The sequence below is a fragment of the Microbispora corallina genome (assembly GCF_016863035.1).
Taxonomy (GTDB): Bacteria; Actinomycetota; Actinomycetes; order Streptosporangiales; family Streptosporangiaceae; genus Microbispora; species Microbispora corallina.
Genome location: NZ_BOOC01000011.1, coordinates 274,509 through 294,215, shown reverse-complemented (window position 1 = coordinate 294,215; position 19,707 = coordinate 274,509). Strand labels below are relative to the sequence as shown.

22 protein-coding genes are annotated in these 19,707 nt (G+C 70.9%); 11 read left to right on the top strand and 11 right to left on the bottom strand.

Features of this window, described 5'->3' with window-relative positions; translation table 11 throughout:
* Positions 1-16 precede the first annotated feature (16 nt).
* Both Mco01_RS14980 and Mco01_RS14975 read left to right on the top strand, forming a co-directional pair.
* Positions 17-1,066, top strand: a complete 1,050-nt coding sequence (locus Mco01_RS14980; RefSeq protein WP_204057498.1) for a GDSL-type esterase/lipase family protein — start codon at positions 17-19, stop codon at positions 1,064-1,066.
* 89 nt (positions 1,067-1,155) lie between these two features.
* Positions 1,156-1,644, top strand: a complete 489-nt coding sequence (locus tag Mco01_RS14975) for an SRPBCC family protein (RefSeq protein ID WP_204057497.1) — start codon at positions 1,156-1,158, stop codon at positions 1,642-1,644.
* Between the two features lie 60 nt (positions 1,645-1,704).
* On the opposite strand, the gene Mco01_RS14970 is transcribed toward Mco01_RS14975, so the two are convergent.
* The 4 genes from Mco01_RS14970 to Mco01_RS14955 form a co-directional block, all read right to left on the bottom strand.
* Positions 1,705-2,427, bottom strand: a complete 723-nt coding sequence (locus tag Mco01_RS14970; RefSeq protein ID WP_204057496.1) for an alpha/beta fold hydrolase — start codon at positions 2,425-2,427, stop codon at positions 1,705-1,707.
* A gap of 144 nt (positions 2,428-2,571) precedes the next feature.
* On the bottom strand, positions 2,572-3,333 hold the full coding sequence (locus Mco01_RS14965; protein ID WP_204057495.1) for a 4'-phosphopantetheinyl transferase family protein: 762 nt from the start codon (positions 3,331-3,333) through the stop codon (positions 2,572-2,574).
* Positions 3,330-3,737, bottom strand: coding sequence for a hypothetical protein (locus tag Mco01_RS14960; protein WP_204057494.1), 408 nt, complete (start codon positions 3,735-3,737; stop codon positions 3,330-3,332). Before Mco01_RS14960 ends, Mco01_RS14965 begins: the two co-directional genes overlap by 4 nt.
* An 18-nt stretch (positions 3,738-3,755) precedes the next feature.
* Positions 3,756-4,043 (bottom strand): hypothetical protein, encoded by a 288-nt coding sequence (locus tag Mco01_RS14955; RefSeq protein WP_239103611.1) that lies wholly within the window; start codon positions 4,041-4,043, stop codon positions 3,756-3,758.
* A gap of 421 nt (positions 4,044-4,464) precedes the next feature.
* Between Mco01_RS14955 and Mco01_RS14950 the strand changes: the two genes are divergently transcribed.
* Together Mco01_RS14950 and Mco01_RS14945 are read left to right on the top strand one after the other, a co-directional pair.
* Positions 4,465-5,010, top strand: a complete 546-nt coding sequence (locus Mco01_RS14950; RefSeq protein ID WP_204057492.1) for a GNAT family N-acetyltransferase — start codon at positions 4,465-4,467, stop codon at positions 5,008-5,010.
* A 135-nt stretch (positions 5,011-5,145) separates the two neighbouring features.
* Complete coding sequence (locus tag Mco01_RS14945) at positions 5,146-5,721, top strand: dihydrofolate reductase family protein (protein ID WP_204057491.1); 576 nt, start codon at positions 5,146-5,148, stop codon at positions 5,719-5,721.
* Positions 5,722-5,784: 63 nt separating this feature from the next.
* Here Mco01_RS14945 and Mco01_RS14940 read toward each other — a convergent pair whose 3' ends face one another.
* On the bottom strand, positions 5,785-6,822 hold the full coding sequence (locus Mco01_RS14940; protein ID WP_344056869.1) for a glycosyltransferase family 39 protein: 1,038 nt from the start codon (positions 6,820-6,822) through the stop codon (positions 5,785-5,787).
* 9 nt (positions 6,823-6,831) lie between these two features.
* Positions 6,832-7,239, bottom strand: coding sequence for a glycosyltransferase family protein (locus Mco01_RS40205; RefSeq protein ID WP_204057489.1), 408 nt, complete (start codon positions 7,237-7,239; stop codon positions 6,832-6,834).
* A gap of 576 nt (positions 7,240-7,815) precedes the next feature.
* On the opposite strand from Mco01_RS40205, the gene Mco01_RS14930 reads away from it, so the two are divergent.
* From Mco01_RS14930 to Mco01_RS14915, 4 genes are all read left to right on the top strand, one after another.
* Positions 7,816-8,037, top strand: coding sequence for a hypothetical protein (locus Mco01_RS14930; protein WP_204057488.1), 222 nt, complete (start codon positions 7,816-7,818; stop codon positions 8,035-8,037).
* 4 nt (positions 8,038-8,041) lie between these two features.
* Positions 8,042-8,842 carry a hypothetical protein gene (locus Mco01_RS14925; RefSeq protein WP_204057487.1) on the top strand — a complete coding sequence of 267 codons (801 nt, stop codon included), beginning with the start codon at positions 8,042-8,044 and terminating at the stop codon, positions 8,840-8,842.
* Between the two features lie 421 nt (positions 8,843-9,263).
* Positions 9,264-9,746 (top strand): hypothetical protein, encoded by a 483-nt coding sequence (locus Mco01_RS14920; RefSeq protein WP_204057486.1) that lies wholly within the window; start codon positions 9,264-9,266, stop codon positions 9,744-9,746.
* 178 nt (positions 9,747-9,924) lie between these two features.
* Complete coding sequence (locus tag Mco01_RS14915) at positions 9,925-10,416, top strand: GNAT family N-acetyltransferase (RefSeq protein WP_372444840.1); 492 nt, start codon at positions 9,925-9,927, stop codon at positions 10,414-10,416.
* 138 nt (positions 10,417-10,554) lie between these two features.
* Here the strand turns inward: Mco01_RS14915 and Mco01_RS14910 are convergent, their stop codons facing one another.
* Complete coding sequence (locus tag Mco01_RS14910; RefSeq protein WP_204057564.1) at positions 10,555-12,096, bottom strand: acyl-CoA carboxylase subunit beta; 1,542 nt, start codon at positions 12,094-12,096, stop codon at positions 10,555-10,557.
* 307 nt (positions 12,097-12,403) lie between these two features.
* Positions 12,404-13,447 carry an NAD-dependent epimerase/dehydratase family protein gene (locus Mco01_RS14905; RefSeq protein ID WP_204057485.1) on the bottom strand — a complete coding sequence of 348 codons (1,044 nt, stop codon included), beginning with the start codon at positions 13,445-13,447 and terminating at the stop codon, positions 12,404-12,406.
* A gap of 224 nt (positions 13,448-13,671) precedes the next feature.
* Between Mco01_RS14905 and Mco01_RS14900 the strand changes: the two genes are divergently transcribed.
* The 3 genes from Mco01_RS14900 to Mco01_RS14890 all read left to right on the top strand — a co-directional run bounded on the left by Mco01_RS14900 (position 13,672) and on the right by Mco01_RS14890 (position 17,902).
* On the top strand, positions 13,672-13,938 hold the full coding sequence (locus tag Mco01_RS14900) for a hypothetical protein (protein WP_204057484.1): 267 nt from the start codon (positions 13,672-13,674) through the stop codon (positions 13,936-13,938).
* A 623-nt stretch (positions 13,939-14,561) separates the two neighbouring features.
* Positions 14,562-14,990 (top strand): hypothetical protein, encoded by a 429-nt coding sequence (locus Mco01_RS14895; protein WP_204057483.1) that lies wholly within the window; start codon positions 14,562-14,564, stop codon positions 14,988-14,990.
* The gene (locus tag Mco01_RS14890; RefSeq protein WP_204057482.1) at positions 14,987-17,902 is read left to right on the top strand and encodes a tetratricopeptide repeat protein; all 2,916 of its coding nucleotides are present in this window, start codon (positions 14,987-14,989) and stop codon (positions 17,900-17,902) included. The genes Mco01_RS14895 and Mco01_RS14890 overlap by 4 nt, the downstream gene beginning before the upstream one ends.
* Positions 17,903-18,101: 199 nt before the next feature.
* On the opposite strand, the gene Mco01_RS14885 is transcribed toward Mco01_RS14890, so the two are convergent.
* The 3 genes from Mco01_RS14885 to Mco01_RS14875 all read right to left on the bottom strand — a co-directional run bounded on the left by Mco01_RS14885 (position 18,102) and on the right by Mco01_RS14875 (position 19,668).
* A complete protein-coding gene (locus tag Mco01_RS14885; RefSeq protein WP_204057481.1) occupies positions 18,102-18,557 on the bottom strand; it encodes an HK97 gp10 family phage protein in 456 nt (151 codons plus the stop codon).
* Between the two features lie 31 nt (positions 18,558-18,588).
* A complete protein-coding gene (locus tag Mco01_RS14880) occupies positions 18,589-19,101 on the bottom strand; it encodes a response regulator transcription factor FixJ (protein WP_204057480.1) in 513 nt (170 codons plus the stop codon).
* 330 nt (positions 19,102-19,431) lie between these two features.
* The gene (locus tag Mco01_RS14875) at positions 19,432-19,668 is read right to left on the bottom strand and encodes a hypothetical protein (RefSeq protein ID WP_204057479.1); all 237 of its coding nucleotides are present in this window, start codon (positions 19,666-19,668) and stop codon (positions 19,432-19,434) included.
* Positions 19,669-19,707 lie beyond the last annotated feature (39 nt).

Below are 19,707 nucleotides of genomic sequence, written 5' to 3'. Positions count from 1 at the left end.
GTCCGAGAGGCCCGCCATGCTGCCACCGACCATCATGATCGTGGGCGACTCGATCAGCCAGGGGCTGGAGGGCGACTACACCTGGCGCTACCGGCTGGCCCGGCACTTCGACGCCCACGGGGTGGCGGCGCGCTTCGTCGGCCCCTGGACGGGCACCGCGACGCTGCCCGTCCGCCAGCCGCCCGGCTACCCGGCGCGGGCCGCGGAACCGGGCTGCGAGGGCCGCTACCGTCCCGGGATCAGCTTCCCCGGGAGCAGGCACTACGCCCGCTGGGGACGGCTGCTCGCCGAGGCCAAGGACGGCATCGGGGCCGCCGTCGCCGCCCACCGGCCCGAGTACCTGATGGTCGGGCTCGGCTTCAACGACCTCGCCTGGGGGGTGTCCGGCCCCGACCGCCTCCTCGCCGACGTCGGGACGTTCGTCCGGGAGGCGCGGGCGGCCGACCCCCGTCTGCGGTTCCTCGTCGCCGACGTCGTCCACCGCACCCCGCTCGGCCACAGCCCGGACCTGCCGCGCGTCACCGCGTCGTACAACGAGCGCCTGCCCGACCTCCTTGACCGGCTGTCCACGGCCTCCTCCCCGATCATGCCCGTCGGCCTGGCGGGGGTGTACGACCCCCGGCACGACGCCTACGACGGGCTCCACCCCAACAGCGTCGGGGAGTTCAGGATCGCCAGGGCGTTCGCCGGCGCGTTCTCGGCGGCGTTCGCCGGCGGCCGGCTGGACTTCGCCGCCCCGATCCCCCGGACGCCCGACCCGCTGCCGATCCGGCCGGCCCGGGGCCTCACCGTCCGTCCGTACGGCCGGGGCGTGCGGATCTCCTGGACACCGGTGTTCGGCGCGAGCGGGTACTGGCTCCACCTGCGCGACACGGGGTCCGGGGAGCCGTTCCGGCGCTCCGAGCTGCCCGTCGCCGCCACGAGCTGCGATCTGAGCCCGGAACCCGGGCGCGCCTACGAGGTGGCCGTCAGCGCCGCCAGGGGGCCGCAGGAGACGGCCCCCACGGGTCCCGTGGCGTTCACCCTCGGCGCGCCGCTCCTGGCCTCCGGCCTCCCCTCGTCGTGAGTTCCGATTGACATGCAGCCGTTTGGCTGCCTATCGTTTCAGGCAGCCAAACGGCTGCATATTCGGACCACGGACAGGGAGCAACGGAGATGGCCGACGACGCCTTCGTCTACACGACCTACATCGGCACCAGCCCGGAGCGGCTGTGGCGGGCCCTCACCGATCCGGCGTTCACCCGCCGCTACTGGGGGGCGACGTTCGACACCGACTGGGCGCCCGGCTCGCCGATGGTCTGGCACTACGCCGGCGCGACGGCGACGGGCCCGGAGCAGGTGGTCCTGGAGAGCTACCCCTACCGGCGGCTCGCCTACACCTGGCACACGTTCACCCCCGAGATGGGGGCCGCCACCGGCATGGACGAGGAGACCCTGGCCCGGCTGACCGCGGAGCCGCGGTCGAAGGTGACGTTCGACATCGAGCCCGTCGAGGAAGGGGTCAGGCTCACCGTCGTCCACGACGGCTTCGAGCCCGGCGGCGCCCTGCTGGCCGGCATCGGCGAGGGCTGGCCGCGGATCCTCTCCGCACTGAAGACCCTCCTGGAGACCGGCGACGAGGCCCTCGAAGCCGCCGCGCGCTGACGCCCCCGATTCGACGGCCCGATCCCGTGTCGCCGGTCCCCCCGGCGGGACGACGCGGGGTCAGTCCGCGGCGGCGATGCCGGCGAGCAGGTCGACCAGCCGCCCGGGGGCCGACACCATCGGCCAGTGGCCGGCGTCGATCGTGTGGAAGGTCCAGGAGGGGGCGGCGCGCAGCGCCGTGACGTCGGCCGAGACCCGGCCGCCGAAGTGCTCCCTCTCGCAGATGACGTACGTGGCCCGCTGCTGGGCCAGCGGACGGGTGAGGACGGCGGGCTCGGCGATCGTACGTCCCGGGTGGCCCACGAAGCGCTCGGCGAGCCAGCGGGCCTGCCGCGGGGAGAGGTCCTGGCCGTCGGCCACCACCGACGGGTCGGGGGCCGGCCAGCGGCCCCGGTTGTCCTCGATGAGCCGGAGCTCGTCGGCCCGCAGCCGCTCCGGGAAGGCGTGCAGCATCGACCTGCCGTCGTGGGGCAGGAAGCCCTCGACGAAGACGGTGTGGGCCACCCGCTCGGGGGTCCGGTCGGCCACCTGGCCGGCGACGATGCCGGAGTAGCTGTGCGCGACGAGGACGGCGCCGGTCAGGTCCTCGGCGGCGAGGAAGTCCAGCACGTCGTCGACGTGCGTGCCGAGGCCGACGGCGGACACGTCCCCGTCAGCGCTGCCGAGGCCCGACAGCGTGACCGGCAGCGCGCGGTGGCCGAGCCGGCGAAGGCCGCGGGTGACGGGCTCCCAGATCCACGCGCCCGTCCAGGGGCCGGGGATCAGGACGATGGGCTTGTTCACGGAAGGTCATTCCTCTCCTTCACGGCTCGGACGACCCCGGAGGGGGTCGCGCCGGGCCGCCTTGTGCCCGAGGCGGACGACGAGGCTTCCCGCGCGGCTCCCACAGCCATTCAGCCGTCCCGCGCGGGGGCTCGTCAACGTGCGTCACGCGGCGGCGGGCAGCGTGTACGCGTGGGAGACCTCGACGAGGTCGGGGGCGTGCGACTCCGAGAGGGTGATCACCTGTGCGCCGGAGACCACGGCCACGGCGCCGACGTACCCGGGGCCGGGGTCGAGCGTGCGCAGCCGGACGCTCTCGGGCGGGACGTCCAGCGGCCAGCCGAGCAGCGCGGGCGCCTCGTCCGGGCCGCTGACCAGGACCTCGTCCGGCGGGATCCGCAGCCCGTGACCGGTGGCCTTGAGCACGGCCTCCTTGCGGACCCACACGCGCGCGAAGGCGGCGTGCCGGTCGTACGCGGGGACCGCGTCGAGGAGCTCCAGCTCGGACGGCGACAGCGCGCACTCGGCCAGCTCGTCGACCGGGGCGGCCGGCACCTCCTCCACGTCGACCCCGAGGGGTCCGGCGGTCGTGACGCCCACGACCACCCGGTTCCCCGAGTGGGACACCGAAACGTGCAGGGGGACGCCGCCCGTCCGCACGTACGGCTTGCCGTGGGGCTTGGGGCAGTCCGGGCACCGGCGTTCGATCTGGACGTCCTCGGGGGACGTGCCCAGCTGCGTGGCTGCCACGGTGCGCAGGAGCCACGAGCCGGTGAGGAACCGTCTTCGGTCCTGCTCCCGGTGGAAGCGGGCCGCCCGGTCGAGCTCGGGCTCGCTGAGGACGCTGGTCAGCGTCTCGACGGTCTGCTGCCACGGGTCGGCCCACCACACGCGGCACTCCGCCGTCTTCAGGATGGTGGCGATCATCGGTGCTCCTCCTTCTCGTGCGGGACGGGCGGCTTTCTGTCGGGGGGTTTGGTATCGAGGGGGTCGGCGTCGGGGCGTCTGTCGGCGGGGGTCTCGTCGGGGGGCCTTGTGTCAGGAGGCCTCGCGTCGGGGGGCCTCGTGTCGGGGGGGCCGGTGAGCGTGCGGCAGGCCGCCAGCCGCCAGTGGCTGACCTCCGGATTGGTGAGGATCTCGGCCATCTCGGCGCCGATCTCGGCACCGGTGACGTCCTCGTCGGTCTGGACGCGGATGATGATGTCCCCGGTGGCCTGCGTGAGGTCGGCGCGCCATCTCCGGGGCAGCAGCGCCATGATCCGGATTCCGTCGATCGGCGAGTTGGGCGGCGCGTGGCCGGCCGTGCGGCGCATCGTCAACTGAACAAGCATCGGTCGTCGCCTTCGGACTCAGTCCCAGGTGGTGCCGTCGGTGTGAGCGACGGAGTCCCAGGTCGTGCCGTCCGTGGTCCCAGCCGAGTCCCACGTCGTGCCGTCGTCCGTGGCGGGCGCCGCGTCCCAGGTCGTCCCGTCGGCCGTGGCCGGGGCCGAGTCCCATGTCGTGCCGGCGGCCACCGCCCGCGGGGAGTCCCATGTGGTGCCGCCCGCGGCGACCTCGTAGCCGGCCAGCCCTGCGGCGCAGGCGAGGGCGCCGGAGACAATCGCGAGCGACCACTTGGCGAAACGGGGGGAATTCACGGGGGAGGCAATCCGGCTGTTCATTTCATTTACTCTTTTCGGTGAGCGGTGGATTTGTTCTCGCACAACCAACTCTGCGCTTTCCACAGCTCGACAACCAGGCGAAACGGCGGCAGCAAGTTGCCTCGCCGCGACAGCTTCCTGCCATGCCCTCCAGGAGTGCCCGGCCCGCGTCCGCATCCTGTCATGCTCGCTGACCTGGCACTTTGCTATTTGCAGCCACTACGGGCCGGGGACGACACCATCCGGCCACCCGGAGAAATGACACCAAGAATGGCGCCGGCGAATAAGAGGAAAAGAAACATAACAATTGCGCGGCGCAGCGGACGTCAAGAGGCCCGACGTCGTGTCAATTGGCCATGCGAAAGGGCCGGAGGCGTCCCGGGTGGTGGCGCGGGGCGCCGGATGGCAGACTTCTTGGGTGTTTCCTCGGCGCCCGTTCGTCCTTTCCGGCCCGCGTGTCCGTCTGGAGCCGCTGTCCCCCGACCACGCGGAGGGACTGTGGGCCGCGGCGGACGACGAGGTCTTCGCCACCTTGCCGTACGACCGGCCGCCGACCGTGCAGGCCATGGGCGAGTGGATCCGTGCGGCGCTGAGCCGCGAGGCGGTGCGGCTGCCGTTCGCGGTGGTGGCCGGCCGGGAGGTGGCCGGGACCACGTCGTACTGGTATCCGGACGACGTGCGCCGGCAGGTCGAGATCGGATCCACCTGGCTCGGACGGGCGTGGTGGGGTGCGGGAATCAACCGGGAGGCCAAGCGGCTCCTGCTGGAGCACGCCTTCACCGAGCTGGCCTGCGAGAAGGTGGTGTTCCGCACGGCCCCCGACAACGTCCGGTCCCAGCAGGCGCTGCACCGTCTGGGGGCGGTGCGGGACGGGCTGGTCCGCCGCGACTGGCCGCGCGGGGACGGCACCTGGCGCGACAGCGTCTACTACTCGATCCTGCGCAGCGAGTGGACCGCCGGCTGACACCGGGGAGGCGGCCCCACAGCCGGAAAGTTCTGGAAGAAATCCCGGAGGCGTGTCGGATCGGGGCGGTGGTGTTCGTAGCAGGGGTGAGGCCGCCACAAGGCGGGCGCGACCGGCTTCCCGCGAGGAGACACCATGACTGCCACCTACACCTTCGACATCTTCTCCACTCTCGACGGCTACGCCAACCACAAGGGCGACTGGGGCGGCTACTGGGGCAAGCAGGGCCCCGAATTCCTGGAGTACCGCGCCGCCGCCTACCGCGGCCCGCTGCGCATGGTGCTCGGGGCCACGACCTACTCGTCGAACGCGCCGTTCCTCGACGCGGGCCTCGACCGCGGCCTGTTCGACGCGTGGATCACGCGCATGTTCGACTCCCCGGTCACGGTGCTCTCCAGCCGGCTGACCGAGCCGCTCGCGTGGCCGGACACGACCATCGAGTCCGGAGACCCCGTCGAGGTGGTCACGCGCCTCAAGGCCGAGTCGGATGTGCCGCTGCGCTCCCACGGCAGCCTGACGCTCAACCGGGCGCTGCTGAACGCCGGCCTGATCGACATCATCGAGGTGACGGTATTCCCGGTCATCTCCGGGACGACCGGCGTGGACCGGATCTTCGACGGTGCCGACGACTTCGACCTGGAGCTGCTCGAGGCCCGGACCTTCGACGGCCACACGCAGGTGCTGACCTATCGGCCGACCCGGCGCAGGTGATCGGCGACGGCGGCGTCGAGCCCCGCCGGCCGCTCGGCACGGTGAGCGTTTCCGGTCACACCTCTAGCTGATGGTCCGGAGCCCGGACCACATCGAGGTCCACGGCGCCTTCAGACCGGTGCAGACCGAGACGGCCTTGCCTTGCTCCCCGTTCTGGATGCCCAGCCCGTTGTCGATTCTGGCCACGTCGTGGCAGCCGATGAAGAACCTGCTCCAGTCAGCCGGCCGCCAGTCGCCGACGTGCACGATGACGGTGCGCCGGGCCGGTGGCGGCCCCCACGCCCAGTACGCGTTGTGGCCGGAATAGACGGGCGGCAGCCCAGACCCAAGCAGGACGAGCGCGCTCGCCTCGCTGTAGTCGTAGTCAGGATCACCGCTCGGGCACGCTCGGCCTCCGGCAGGGCGGCCACCACCCCTGCGACCGTGGAGACATATGCCGGCCGCGGTGGGCAGCGAACTGGCGGCGTACGCGGTGAGGGGCAGGACCGGCAGCGTCAGGTACCCGATGAGCACACCGGACATCGCCGCCGCGACGGCGAAGCCCGCCCCCTTGAGACGGGCGTGTCCACGCGCGAGCCAGCGGTCGACGACGATCGAGCCTGCCGCCATGAACACGGCCACGCCGCCGATCGCGTAGTAGGCCTTTCCGCCGGTCACGGCGGCGAGCGCGAGCGCGAGCAGACCGGCGACGCCGATCGCCCGCCATCGGGCCGCGTCCCTCGAACGAAAGACCCAGGCCACACCGGCGGCGCTCACGACGAAGAGGAGCGGCCCGGTGAAGAGCCAGAGCAGCGGCACGATCTGGGCACGGTTGTCCGCCGCGTACCCGGCGATGCGTGAGGCCATGGTGAGCTGGGGCCAGCCGTTCGTCGCCTGCCAGGCGAGGTTCGGCGCCCACAGCAGCAGGGCGATCCCTGTCGCCGCCCAGGGCCACGGCGAGCGGACGACGTCCCACCGTCGCGTGAGGACGAGTCCCATCGCCAGCCCCGCGGCCAGGAACAACAGCGTGTCCTTGTTCTCGAGTCCTGTCCCGGCGGCCAGGCCCACCACCAGCCACAGGCGCCGGTCGGCACCGGCGAGAAGCCGCACGATCAGCCACAGGATGAGCGCCTAGGCGAGCAGGTCGGCCGTGGTGGTGGTGTCGAGGTGGCCGGCGGCGAGGTACCCGGACACGGCGGCCGTGACGGCCGCCAGGATCTGGGCCCGGCGGGATCCGCCAAGGTCGCGAGCGATGAGGGCGACGAGGACGACGAGGACGACGACGAGCGTTGTCTCCAGGGCCGGCAGCACCCGGACCGCGGTCGGCGAGACTCCCAGCAGGCCGACCGAGGCGGCGGACAGGAGCGGGGTCAGCGGCGGCTGGTCGACGTAGCCGAAGGCGGGATGCCGGCCCGCCACCACGTAGTACATCTCGTCGCCATGGAGACCGTAGGCGGCCGAGAGCGTCAGGAGCAGGGTGAGCACCAGGCCGGCCACCAGGACCACCGGCCAGGGAGGGCACGGGATCGGGTGCGCCATGGGCCGACGGCTCCCGCGCCCTGCTCGGCTATCTCGAGGAGGCCGACCGTTGGACCGACAACCCCGTGGTCGGGCTGTAGGGCCCATGGGGGCGCTCAGATACGAAAAGGGTTCACGTCCGCCCGTCGGGGCGGCCGTGAACCCTTCGGCCCGCCGTTGCCGCAGCGAACCCCTCGCTTGCTCTGGTGCGGTTCCACGTGTCAGTTCGGAAGTCTCACCAGCTCATCGACGCTGTCAGCACGTACCCCTGGTACATGCATTTAGCGTCGCTTCTCATTGAACAGGAACAAATCGGACACTGGCGACAGCCGAGTCAGATTTGAACGCCGAGGGACCGTCATGGACGACACCATACGGATGGGAACAGCTGTGAACACCTGGGAACGCCGCCGAGCGAAGAGGGCGGAGTGGCCGAAAGCGAAGACCACCATCCGGACGAGGGAACAGGTCATCATGGTTTCAGCGGATCACGTCCGCCACGCCCTCAATGCCGGTAGTTGCCGCTGCCGGGAGGGGTGGTGACGTTCTGGGCCGCATGTCAGGTTCCGCGTGTCACGTTCGAAAGGCGGAGCGCTCTTGCCCTCCATCAAGATCAACCCCTCCATCGAGATCGACGTTCCCTCGCTGGACAACCGTGTCGTTGTCCCGCTGCTCGTCCTGGTCATCATCTTCGTGTTCCTCTTCGTGCTCCTCCAGTACGGCTACACCCCGAAGGATGTCCTGCTTCTGGCGGGTGGGGGATGCGCGGTCGCCGCCACCACCGCCGAGCGGCTCCTGCCACGCGCCTCGGGGGCGTGACAGGATGGCCGACGACTCTTTTCCAGAGCCGCTCCCTCATAAGAGGGCGATTCTTCGCCAGGTTCGCGACATCCAGAAGTACGTGCGCCCTATGCCCATGGCGTGGCAGGACTTCTACCAGGCTCTGATCAACGCCATCCTCGTGAACCTGAACCACTCGGGACACGAGGATGCAACGAGAAACATGCTCGACTATCTCGCGGACGTCGTGCGGTACCGCCGGCAGCCCGTGTCCGGTTTCGTCAAGGACGTCATGCTGCTGCCAGGAGCCGATCGCAACCTGCTCCAGAACCTCTGGAGGCGGGCGTCGGCGGAGCCGATCGCCGGTTCGCCGAGTGTCGCGTCCGCCCTCGAGGAGGTCGTTGCAGCCCGTCCTGCTGGGACGGCGGAGTCCTCGCCAACGAAGCCGGCCCTGCGGCGTCGTCGGGTGCAGATTCCCAGGCAGGTCGAGGATGTGGACGGGTACGGGCTCAAGCCTGACCCGCTGACCGCGCAGACGCCCGGCGAGCTGGTCGACCGGATGCGGCGCTACCGGATCTGGGCGGGAGATCTCGCGCTGCGGGAACTGGTCCGCCGGGCGAACGGCGCGTTCGCGCTCAGCACGCTGAGCAAGACCCTGAGGGAGGACAAGCTGCCGCCGCTGGAGCTGCTGCTTTCATTCATTAGGGCCTGCGGCGGAAGTGACGACGACGTTCAGCGGTGGGGCACCGCCTGGCGGCAGATCCGCATGCCGCAGCCGTGCGCTGAGCTGGCCCGGCCGCTATCACCGGTCACCCGGCTGCCCCGCGCTCGCACCGCGGGCTGACGCCGAACACGGGCCGTACGCCTCTTGTCCGAGCGCGAGAGGCGTGCGGCCCTCATCGCCCTCCGGCTCCCGCCGCCCGCATGGCCCGCAGCGCGTCCGCGAGACCAAAGGAGCAGGACCCGCTTCTCATCACGATTGCTCATCGCCGCCCGCGACCGTCTGGCAGAGGAAGAACGGACGGATCACGGTGGAGGGCGTTCAGATCCGGCTCGCTGGGAAGGAAGGGAGCCCATCTGTGCCAGGACCTCGTGCCTATACGAACGCAACCAGGGCAGCGCTGATCCACCTCAGTGGGGGTCTTTGCTACTGGCCCGGTTGCCCTGAACCCGTCCTGCACTTCCGTGAAGGGCGCTTTTTTCTCGCCGTCGAGTACGCCCATATTCGGGCTGCTGAGTCTGGCGGCCCTCGCTACGACCCCACGATGACGGATGACAAGAGGCGCGCAGTCGAGAATCTGATCCTGTTCTGCGATGAGCACCACGAACTCGTTGATGAGTCCCCCAAGGTCTACACCGTGCAGACTCTTCTGCGGTGGAAGGCGCAGCGGGAGGCCAAGCCTCGCGAGGCGCTTGAACGGCTACGCGAGGTCACTCCTGCAAGCCTCAAACGTGTTGTCGCCGACAGCCTCGAAGAACACGACGCCAAGATGCTTCAGGCCATCGACAGACTTACAGAGACAGACCAGGAAGCGGCCGCGCTCATGCGAAGCCTGATAGACGAGCTCACTGAGGCCTACAGCCGCCTCAACCGTCGGGTCGATGTGGACACGATCAACGAGTTCACCATTGCAACCCGCAGGCTGGATCGGATGGAAGGCACCCTGCACGCCTTCATCGAGGCCACTTACCGGCTCCGATGGCGCGACCGCTTCAAGGGCAGCTATGAAGATGAGCCGGACTACTGAGCCGCCTGTCGGGCGCTGTCCGTCATCGTCACGTTGTGATCGCCGCGGAGGCGCGGTGCCAGTGCGGCGATCGCCGTCCGGCCGGGGCCGGGAGGCGGCCGCCGCCTCCCACAGCGGCGGCATGGGGAAAGGCGGGGGCCGGGGCCGCGTTGCCGGTCCGGCCTGGTTGGATACGGCCGTGATCGTACGTGAGGCACGGCCGGACGAGATGGACCAGGTCGGGCGGCTGCGGGTGGCGGCCTACGAGGCGGAGGACCTGCTCGCGGCCAACCCGGCCTACGCCGAGACCCTGCGGCTGCTCGGCACGCGGGGCGACGGGGAGGTGCTCGTCGCGGTCGAGGACGGCCGGGCGGTGGGCACGGCGATGCTGCAGCTGTGGGGGCCCGGCTGCGAGGTCGCCCGTGAGGCCGGCGAGGCGGAGATGCGCGCGCTGGCGGTCGATCCGGCGGCGCGCGGCCGGGGCGTGGGCGGGGCGCTGGTCGAGGCGGTCGCCGGCCTGGCGGCGTCCCGGGGCGCACGACGGCTCGTCCTGTCCACCCAGCCCAGGATGACATCCGCCCAGCGCCTCTACCTGGCGAAGGGGTTCGACCGCCTGCCGGAGCGCGACTGGACCCCCGTCCCCGGGCTCACGCTGCTCGCCTTCGGCAAAGCGGTGACCGCCGGTCGCTGAGCCCCCGCGCCGTGGACCAGGCGACCCCGTCAGCCCGCCCCGTGGAGCCAGGGCGGGCCGGGCGCTTCGACGGCGCGGCCACGACCACCGGCCGCGACAGCGCCGCCGGCGGGAACGCCGCGCACGTACGGGGACGCCCTACAGCGGGACGTTGCCGTGCTTGCGCTGCACGGCCGGGCGGCGCTTGTCACGGAGCATGGCGAGGCCACGGGCGAGCGCCGATCGCGTGTGGGCGGGGTCGATGACGTCGTCCACGAGCCCGCGCTCGGCGGCGTAGTGGGGGTGGACGAGCTGCCTCGAGTACTCGGCCACCAGTTCGGCCCGGAGGGCGGCGGGGTCGGCGGCGGACGCGAGCTCGCGCCGGTGGATCACGTTCACCGCGCCCTCGGCGCCCATGACCGCGATCTCGTTGGTCGGCCAGGCCAGCGACAGGTCGGTGCCGATCGAACGGGAGTCCATCACGATGTACGCCCCGCCGTACGCCTTGCGGAGGATGACCTGCACCCGGGGCACGGTCGCCTCGCAGTACGCGTACAGCAGCTTGGCGCCGTGCCGGATGATGCCGGCGTACTCCTGGTCGGTTCCGGGGAGGAAGCCGGGCACGTCGACGAGCGTGACGAGCGGGATGCTGAAGGCATCGCAGAAACGGACGAACCTGGCGGCCTTCTGCGACGCGGCCACGTCGAGCACACCCGCGAGCACGAGGGGCTGGTTGGCCACGACGCCGACCACCTCGCCGTCGATCCGGGCGAGCGCGCAGATGACGTTCCCCGCCCAGCCCTCGTGCAACTCCATGAACTCGCCGTCGTCGACCACCTCGGCGAGGACCTGCCGCATGTCGTACGGCTTGTTCGGCTCGACCGGGACGATCTCGGCCAGGCGCGGGCGCAGGTCGGACGCCGCGTCGCGGGAGGGTCCGCGCGGCGGCAGTTCGAGGTTGTTGGCCGGCAGCATCGAGACGAGGTAGCGCACGTCCTCCAGGCATGTCTCCTCGTCGTCGTGCACGAACGTGGCGATGCCGGAGCGGGTGCCGTGGACCTGGGCGCCGCCCAGCTCGTCGTGCGTGACGCGCTGGCCGCTGACGGCCTCCACGACGTCCGGGCCGGTGAGGTAGAGCTGGGCGGCGTCGCGCACCATGAACGTGAAGTCGGCCAGCGCCGTGGAGTAGGCCGCTCCCCCGGCGCAGGGCCCGAGGACCACGCTGATCTGCGGGATCACCCCGGACGCCTGGACGTTGCGCTGGAAGATGCCGCCGTACCCGTTGAGCGACATCACCCCCTCCTGGATCCGCGCGCCACCGCTGTCGTTGATGCCGATGAACGGCGAGCCGGTGGAGACGGCGAGGTCCATCACCTTCTGGATCTTCACGGCGTGGGCCTCGCCCAGGGAGCCGCCGAAGATGGTGAAGTCCTGCGCGTAGACGAACACCCTGCGGCCGTGGATCGTCCCGGATCCGGTGACGACGCCGTCGGTGTGCGGGCGGCGCCGCTCCATGCCGAGGCCGTGGGCCTGGTGCCGCCGGTACATGTCGATCTCGACGAACGACCCCTCGTCGAGCAGCAGCGCGAGCCGCTCCCTGGCCGTCCGCTTGCCGAGGGCGTGCTGGCGGTCGACCGCGGCGCGCGTCCCGGCCACGATCTCGTCGCGCAGGGCGTCGCGCCGTTCCCGCAGCGTCCGCATGGACGGGGACGGCGGCGGAGCCTGCGGCGCGGTCTGCGGCGTGGCCCGCGGTGCGGTCTGCGGACCCGCCGGGACGGGAACGGCGGGTGGCGCGGGCGGGGCCGGCGCGGCGACGCGGCCGGCCGGGGCGCCCCGCTCCGGGTCGCGCCGCCGCGGCACGGTCACCACCACGGGGTCGATGTTCGTGATCGTCATCAGCGCTCCTCGGCGTCGAGGTCGTCAATATGTCGGGCGGTTCGTGAAGGGTCTCGTTCGTACGGGGTGCGGACGGCGGCGCCGGGCCTCCGGCCGCAGGTCGTCCGGCGCGTCATCGGGCGGGCTCGGACGGGGAGCCCATCCGGGCGATCCCGGCCTGACGGGCCGACAGGTGACCGCGGTCGTGCAGCCACCGGACGGTGTCGGCGACGGTCTCGGCGAGCGGCCGGGCGGCGATGCCGCCGGTGTCGGCCGTCTCCGACGGGCGGGTGTCGCAGGCACAGGTGTAGATGCCGCCGTATTCGGCCGGGATGTGCCACGGCCACACCCGCTGCAGGAGGTCGGCTGCGCGCCCGACGGGGAGCATCGCCCGGGCCGGGAGGAACGCCGCAGGGAGCGCCCGGCCGGTCACCTCACGCAGCGTCTCCATGTAATCGCGGGTCGGCACGTGCCGCCCGGGCCCGAAGTGGCGTCCGGATCCTGCCACAGGCGAGGTGAGGACGCGCGCGTGCAACGCGGCCGTGTCCCGGACATCTCCGACGGGGAAGCCTCCCGAAGGCCACAGCGGCATCAGGCCGCGGAGCGCGTCGCGGAGACGGGCGTTCTGGTCCCCCAGGTGGGGGTCGTCCGGGCCGAGCAGCGCGGGCGGGTAGGTGATGACCACCGGCGCGCCCTCCTCCTGGTGGCGCCGGGCGACCGACTCGGCCGCGGCCTTGGTCGCCATGTAGGTCTCCTTGGGACGGCCGATGGGCGACCGCTCGTCGATTACCTGTCCGGGTGCGGGGAAGAGCGCCACCATGGTGGAGACATGAACGACGGGGTCGGCGCCGGCCCGCAGCGCGGCGTCCAGCACGATGCGGGTGCCTCGCTCGTTGACCTCGCGCATGCGGGCGTGCCGGCGGCTGTCGAAGGAGTAGACGGACGCGGCGTGCAGCGCGGCGTCCGCGCCGCGCATCGCCTCGGCGACGGAGGCGGCGTCGGTGACGTCGCCCCGCACCACCTCGACCGCGTCGGATTGGACCCCCAAAGGGGCCAGGGCGGGCTCGACCCTCGAAGGGTCGCGGACGAGCAGACGGGCCCGGTGGCCCGCGCGCACGAGGGCCGCGACGGAATGCGCGCCGACGAATCCGGTGCCACCGGTAATGCTCACCAGCATCGACATCTCCTCCAATACCCACTCCAGTCAAAGGCGGCCGCGTCGGCGCTGTCACCTTCTTGTGTGCCATCGCCCGGCCCCGTAGAAGCGCCGCGACGATGGCAGGAAGCTGTCGCCGCCCGGCAGCATGCTGCCGCCGTTTTATCTGGTTGCGGAGCCGCGAAAACCGCAGAGTTGGTTGTGCGAGAACAAAACACAACGACTCAGCGAAAAGGCGAAAAGAAATGAACACTCAGATTGTCACCCGGACCGTTTCCCCCCGCATTTCGGCCCGTTTCGTCAAGTGGTCGGTGGCCATCGCGTCCGGCGCCCTCGCCTGCGCGGTGGGGGTGGGCGGCTACCAGGCCGCGGCGGGCGGGACCACCTGGGACGCCCCACGCATCGTGGCCGCCGGCACGGACGGCACCACCTGGGACTCCGCCCCGGCGACCACGGACGGCACCACCTGGGACTCCGCCCCGGCCACGACCGACGGCACCACCTGGGACTAGGACACATCGCCGGAGGCGTGGAATCGCCGGATCGGCGGACAAAGGATCGGAAAAACGAGAAACGCCCCGCCACAGGGCGTCGAGAAACAGAAGAAAAGGCACGAAGAAAAGGCACGACCGCCGGGACGCCGGCGAAGAGGAAAAAGAAAAATCCTGGGCCCAGGAGAATGCGCGACCGGCTTGGCAGGCACCCGCGAGGCGGGCCCCCCGGACACCGCGCGAAACATCCCGAAGCACCCCGTGCAGCAGGCTCCAGCGCCACGGTGAAGCAGCCCGTGAAGCAGCCCGCGCATGACAGCCGCAGGCGCACCGCGCTGACGCATCCCGAAGCATCTCGCGGCACCCCCGTGCAGCAGGCCGCAGCGCCCGCGCCCCGGTGAAGCAGCCCGCGAAACAGCTCGCGCATGACAGCCGCAGGCAGCGCTGCATCAGCGTGGCGACGGCGCGTATCCGACCGCGATGCCGCGGCCGGGCGTGAGTTCGGCGTGCACCCGGCGGCCGCCGTAGACGCCGCGAGGGGCGGTGTGGACCTCGCGGATCATGTCAGTGAGCCAGGCATGGGATTGAACGATCCCTCCCCCGGGATGGACACTCGTGGCAGGCTTTACCCCCGAGGAGATCCGATGCTCGCAGAGGCTCTGTCCGCCCTGGCCGCCACCGCGGCCACCACCCTGGTGGGCGCGATGGCCACAGACGGATGGGAGAGCGCCAAGTCGGGCTTCTCCCGTCTGTTCTCCAGGCGCGGCCAGGCCGAACTGGACAGGATCGATGCCCAGCTCGACACCAACGCGGACCGGGTGGCGCGGAAGGACGAAGACCGGGTCCGCCAGGCGCTGATCGGCGTGTGGCAGCTGGAGGTCGAGGATCTGCTCGAAGAGCATCCGGAGCTGGCGGGCGAGCTGCGCGACCTGGTGACCGAGCTGCAGGCCGGACTCCCCGAGAAGTCGATGACGTGGGTGCAGAACAACATCGCCCGCGACCACAGCAGGCTCTTCGCCGCCCAGGGCGGCAACGTCATCATCCACGGCGACATCGACGACCCGGCTCGGTGAACGAGCCGCTCTTCCAGCAGACGGTCCAGGCCGAGGCCGGCTTCGCGTACGGCGTCATCGGCGCTGACCTGCACGTCTTCCAGGACGCGGGTCCCGTCTACACCCTTCTCGAGCGGGCAGGACCACCGGCCGCGGACGCCGCCTGGCTGCTCGAACAGCCGAGCAGGCTCCTCGACGCCCGGTACGAGGTCGTCGCCTTCGGCGGGCGGGAGGCCGAACTCGCCGACCTGACCTCGTGGCTGGAGGGGCCGCAGCTGGCGGCGCGCTGGGTGCACGGCCCGGGCGGCCAGGGCAAGACCCGCCTGGTGTCCGCGTTCGCCGACCTGGCGGCTGAGCGCGGCTGGAAGGTCGTGACCGCCGTCCACCGTGCCGTCCCGTCTCCCGGCAGCCAGGACCTCCTCCCCGGGGCGGCGCCCGGCCTGCTGCTGATCGTGGACTACGCGGACCGGTGGCCCCTCTCCCACCTGAGCTGGCTGTTCGCCAACGCGCTGCTGCACGCTCCTCGAACCGCGCGGGTGCTGCTGGTGGCCAGGTCGGTGCGCTCCTGGCCGGCGCTGCGTGCCGTACTGACCGAACATGGCGCGCGAACCGGCGACCTGCCGCTCGGACCGCTGCCCCGGACGGCGATCGACCGCGAACGGGTGTTCGCCGCCGCCCGCGACTGCTTCTGCGAACGGTACGGCCTGGCCGTACCGGATGAGGTTGCCCCACCTCGCCTTGACGGCCCCGGATTCGAGCTCGTGCTGACCCTGCACATGGCCGCCCTGGTAGCCGTCGACGCGCGTGCCAGAGGCGTCAGCCCGCCCGGCGATCCGTCGGAGTTCTCCGCCTACCTGCTCGACCGCGAACGCCGCCACTGGACAGAGCTGCACGGCAACCAGGCCATGTCGACACCTCCGCAGGTGATGGCCAGGACTGTGTTCACCGCTGTCCTGACCGGCGCCCAGAGCTACGAAGCGGCGACAGGGGTGCTGGGCGGGCTGGGCCTGCCGGGGCACCCGCACGAACTCATCGACGATCATGCCGTCTGCTACCCGCCGGCCGAGCCGGATCGGGTCCTGGAACCGCTCTACCCTGACAGGCTGGCGGAGGACCTGCTGGCGCTGGCCCTGCCCGGCCACGCGGCCAGCGGCGGCGCCGACCCGTGGACGCCGGGCGCGACCGCCGGGCTGCTGGCCCATGACGGCGACCCACCTGCCTACGCGGGACGGGCCATCACCTTTCTCGCTTCGTCGGCCACGAGGTGGCCGCACGTAGGCAAGAGCCTGGCCGACGCCCTTTCCGCGGATCCGGCCCTGGCGCTGGCTGGAGGTGGAGCGGCGCTCACCGCGCTCGCCGAGGTACCGGGCCTCGATCCGGCGGTGCTCGACGCGGTCGAGAGGCTCTTCCCCGAGCGCAGGAACATCGACCTCGACGCTGGAATCGCCGCCGTCACCGAGCGCGTCGTCGCCCACCGCCTGGCCACCGGCGTCGACCCCGCCATGCGAGCTGAGCTCCACGCCACTCTCGCCCGCCGCCTGCTGGTCGTCGACCGCACGCAGGACGCGGTCACCCACGAGGAGCGTGCGGTCGAGGGCTACCGCGCCCTCGTGGAAGAGGACCCGGCGCGGTTCACGGGCCCCTTGGCCATCAACCTGAACAACCTCGCCAACCTACTCCTGGGCACCGATCGCAACGAGGAGGCCATGTCGGCCGTGGAGGAAGCGGTGGACCTGCTCCGCGGCCTCGACGACCCGTTCAACCTCGCGATGGCACTGGGCAACCGCGCGATACTCGCCTTCCAGCTGGACAGGAACGATGAGGCGATCGAGTCGGCGCAGGAGGCCGTGCAGAACCACCGGCTGGCCGTGGCCGCCGACCCCGACGACCTCGACCTCCAGGGCGGCCTGGCCATGGCCCTGGGCAACCTCGCGTACCTGCGGATGACGCTGAAGCGGGGCGAGGAGCAGACGATCGAAGCCTCGCAGGAGGCGGTGACGCTGAGCAGGTGGCTGGCCGAGGCGGACCCTGACGCGTTCGGGCACCGGGTGGCGGCGATGCTCGGCACGCATGCCGCCCAGCTGTTCACCGTGGGACGCCACGACGATGGGGTGCGCGCTGCGATCGAGGCTGTGGCGCTGGCGCGTGAGACCGTCGTCAGACACCCGATCCGCTCCTTCCAGTCAGCGCTGGCCAGGAACGTGGTGAGCCTGATGGGCATGTACCAGCGGCTGGAACGGTGGGAGGAGGCCCTGGCCATCGGCCAGGAGCACCTGGTCGCCGTCCGAGACTTCGGCGGTCCCCTGCTCACCAACGTGCTGGCCGGGATGACGACCACACTCACCGCGCTGGGCAGGCAGGAGGAGGCGCTGCCCTACGCGCGGGAAACGGTGGAGCGGCTGCGCGCGACCGTCACGGAGGCGGATCCGTCCGATCCGAACGCGGAGGCAGCGGCCAGGCTGGAGCTGGCGCAAATGCTCAACCAATTCGTCACACTGCTGGTCGCGCTGCGCAGAAGGAAGGAGGCCGTGGCCGCGGCCGGCGAGAGGGTCGCGCTCTACGAACGGCTCGTCCAGGACGTCGGCGTGCTCAGAGCGGTGATCGACCTGCATCTGGCCCGCGAGCAACTGGCCAGTGTCCAGGGCAAGCGCAGGCGTGCGGCGGCCGAGGCACGGGAAGCGGCGCGGCTGCAGGAACAGATCGACAACATGTTCCCCAACCTGTTCGCGAACCTCCTCGGCCTTGGCCAGGACGAACCGCGAAGGCGTGCCATGGACCTGCGCACCAAGGTCGGCCTGGTAGCTGCGCCCGCGCTGGGGGCGGTCGCCTTCGTCCTCAGCTTGACGGCCGGGAGGGGGTCACTGGAGGCGACGCTCAGCGGGGTTGCGGTGGCGGTCCTGTTCTGGCTGGCCCGGCTACGTCCTCGAGGATGAGGCCGGCGCGGCTCACGGCCTTCGCAGGTCGGCCTGCATGGTGAAACGGATCGACGTCGTTCTCTGCGTGTCGATCACGAACTCGGTCGACTCCACGGCGGCCGCCGCTGCTGTTGCCATGCTTCCCCCCGGAAGATGCGATCTTGCCCCGTACGCGGGGAAGCGTATGGCCCGCCAAGCGGTAGCGCCAGGGGGGCCGTCACAGCATGGTCTTGCCCTCGTGCACGGGGTGGGGGCTCGCGGCCTTAAGCGCTTCCACGAGGAACGGTCGCGGCTTCATGCCCTTCACGTAGGCGGCGAACACCATGTTCCCCTTGCCCTTCGGCGTGGCCTTCGGGTTGCGACTCTTCCACGCGAGGACCTTCGCCGACATGGGGCGGATCAGGTGGTGCTTCGGCCCGTACAGGCCGGTGCCCTCGTGCACGTAGATCGCGTACTCCAGGTGCGACCCCACAGTGGCCCATACCCGGCCGGGACCGGCGTGCAACGCCATCTGGAGCGACGCGCGCAGGTGCCCCTCGTCGACGGGGCACCTGCGCCGCGCCTCGTTCAGCGTGCGGTTCGCGACCTGCCACACATGCCGGACGACCGGGCCAGTCGGGCTCTGCAGGAGTTCCCGCAGGGCCGTCTCGTCGATGTCGATCCGCACCGGCATGAGTCCATCATCGTGGCCTCGACGCTCAAGATCAACGCCTGTCCTGCTCGTCCTCGGGCCCACCCTGAGGAGGTTCGCCCAGGCTCCGCCGCGCTCGACCTTCTCTCAGCCTCTTCGCCAGAGCCGCACACGCCTCGAACACGAGCACGACCACCGGCACCGTGACCACGATGGCCTTGCTGTCGAACCCGAGCAGCTTCGCCAGGACGGCGACGAGCGACCCCACGGCCACAGCAAGGTGGAACCTGAGCCACCGGTCGCGAGTCCCTTCCCGGATCTTTGTGAGTGCTCGATCCCGATGCACCGGCACGCCCTTCGGGGAGAGGTCGTGCTCCTCGGCGACGTGTCGATGAGGGCGTCCTTGCTCGACCACCCCTTCGTAGACGACGCGCTCCGCCTTGGTCAGCTTCTCCTTCTTCAGCTGTTCGACGAGCTCCTTGAGCGCTTCACCGAGGACTTCCTCCTCTACCGGGGATCGTTCTTCGTCGCGCTCCTTGTCTTTCCCTTCTTGAACACCACCCTGCGGATCTTCCTTGGGCCACACGAATTCGAGTTCTTGCCCTTTGGGTACGTGTTTGAGGCCGTGCTTCTCGTTCTCCGTGCGAGCCTCGACGATCAGGCCGTCCGCGATGCTCCTCCAGACCAGCTTGGGGTTCGTAGCGGGATTGCCTCGGACCTCTGTTCCAGTCGTATCCAGGTCTTTTGCAGGACATCGTCGGGCCCGGTCGTGTGGTTAGGCAGCTGGGCAGAAACGTAGGCGAGGACGTCGTTCCGCAGGCGCGCCACCCACAGCTGCTCCAGACCTTCGACAGTCATTGGAGCTTGGGCGGCTGCCCCGCCGTCGTCGGACGGCGGGGCAAAGGGCAGACGCCGCTTAGACGGCACTTGCACCCTCCTGAGCGGCTCGCACTTCCGGGCGGTTCGGCACGCGCACGTGGCAGACGGACCCGGCCTCCTCAAGATGGATCTCCGTGCCAGGGGGAAGCTGCGCGGCTGCTTCGAGAAAGCGGGTGCGCGACCGGAAGACGAACGACTGGGCGTGCGCCTTGCCGTAGGACACCGCAAGAATCAGGCCGGCGCCGATGGCCCCGGCGGTCACAGGATCAAACATGGGGAACTCCCGAGGGTCGAGTGTGTAGACCGCTGCTGC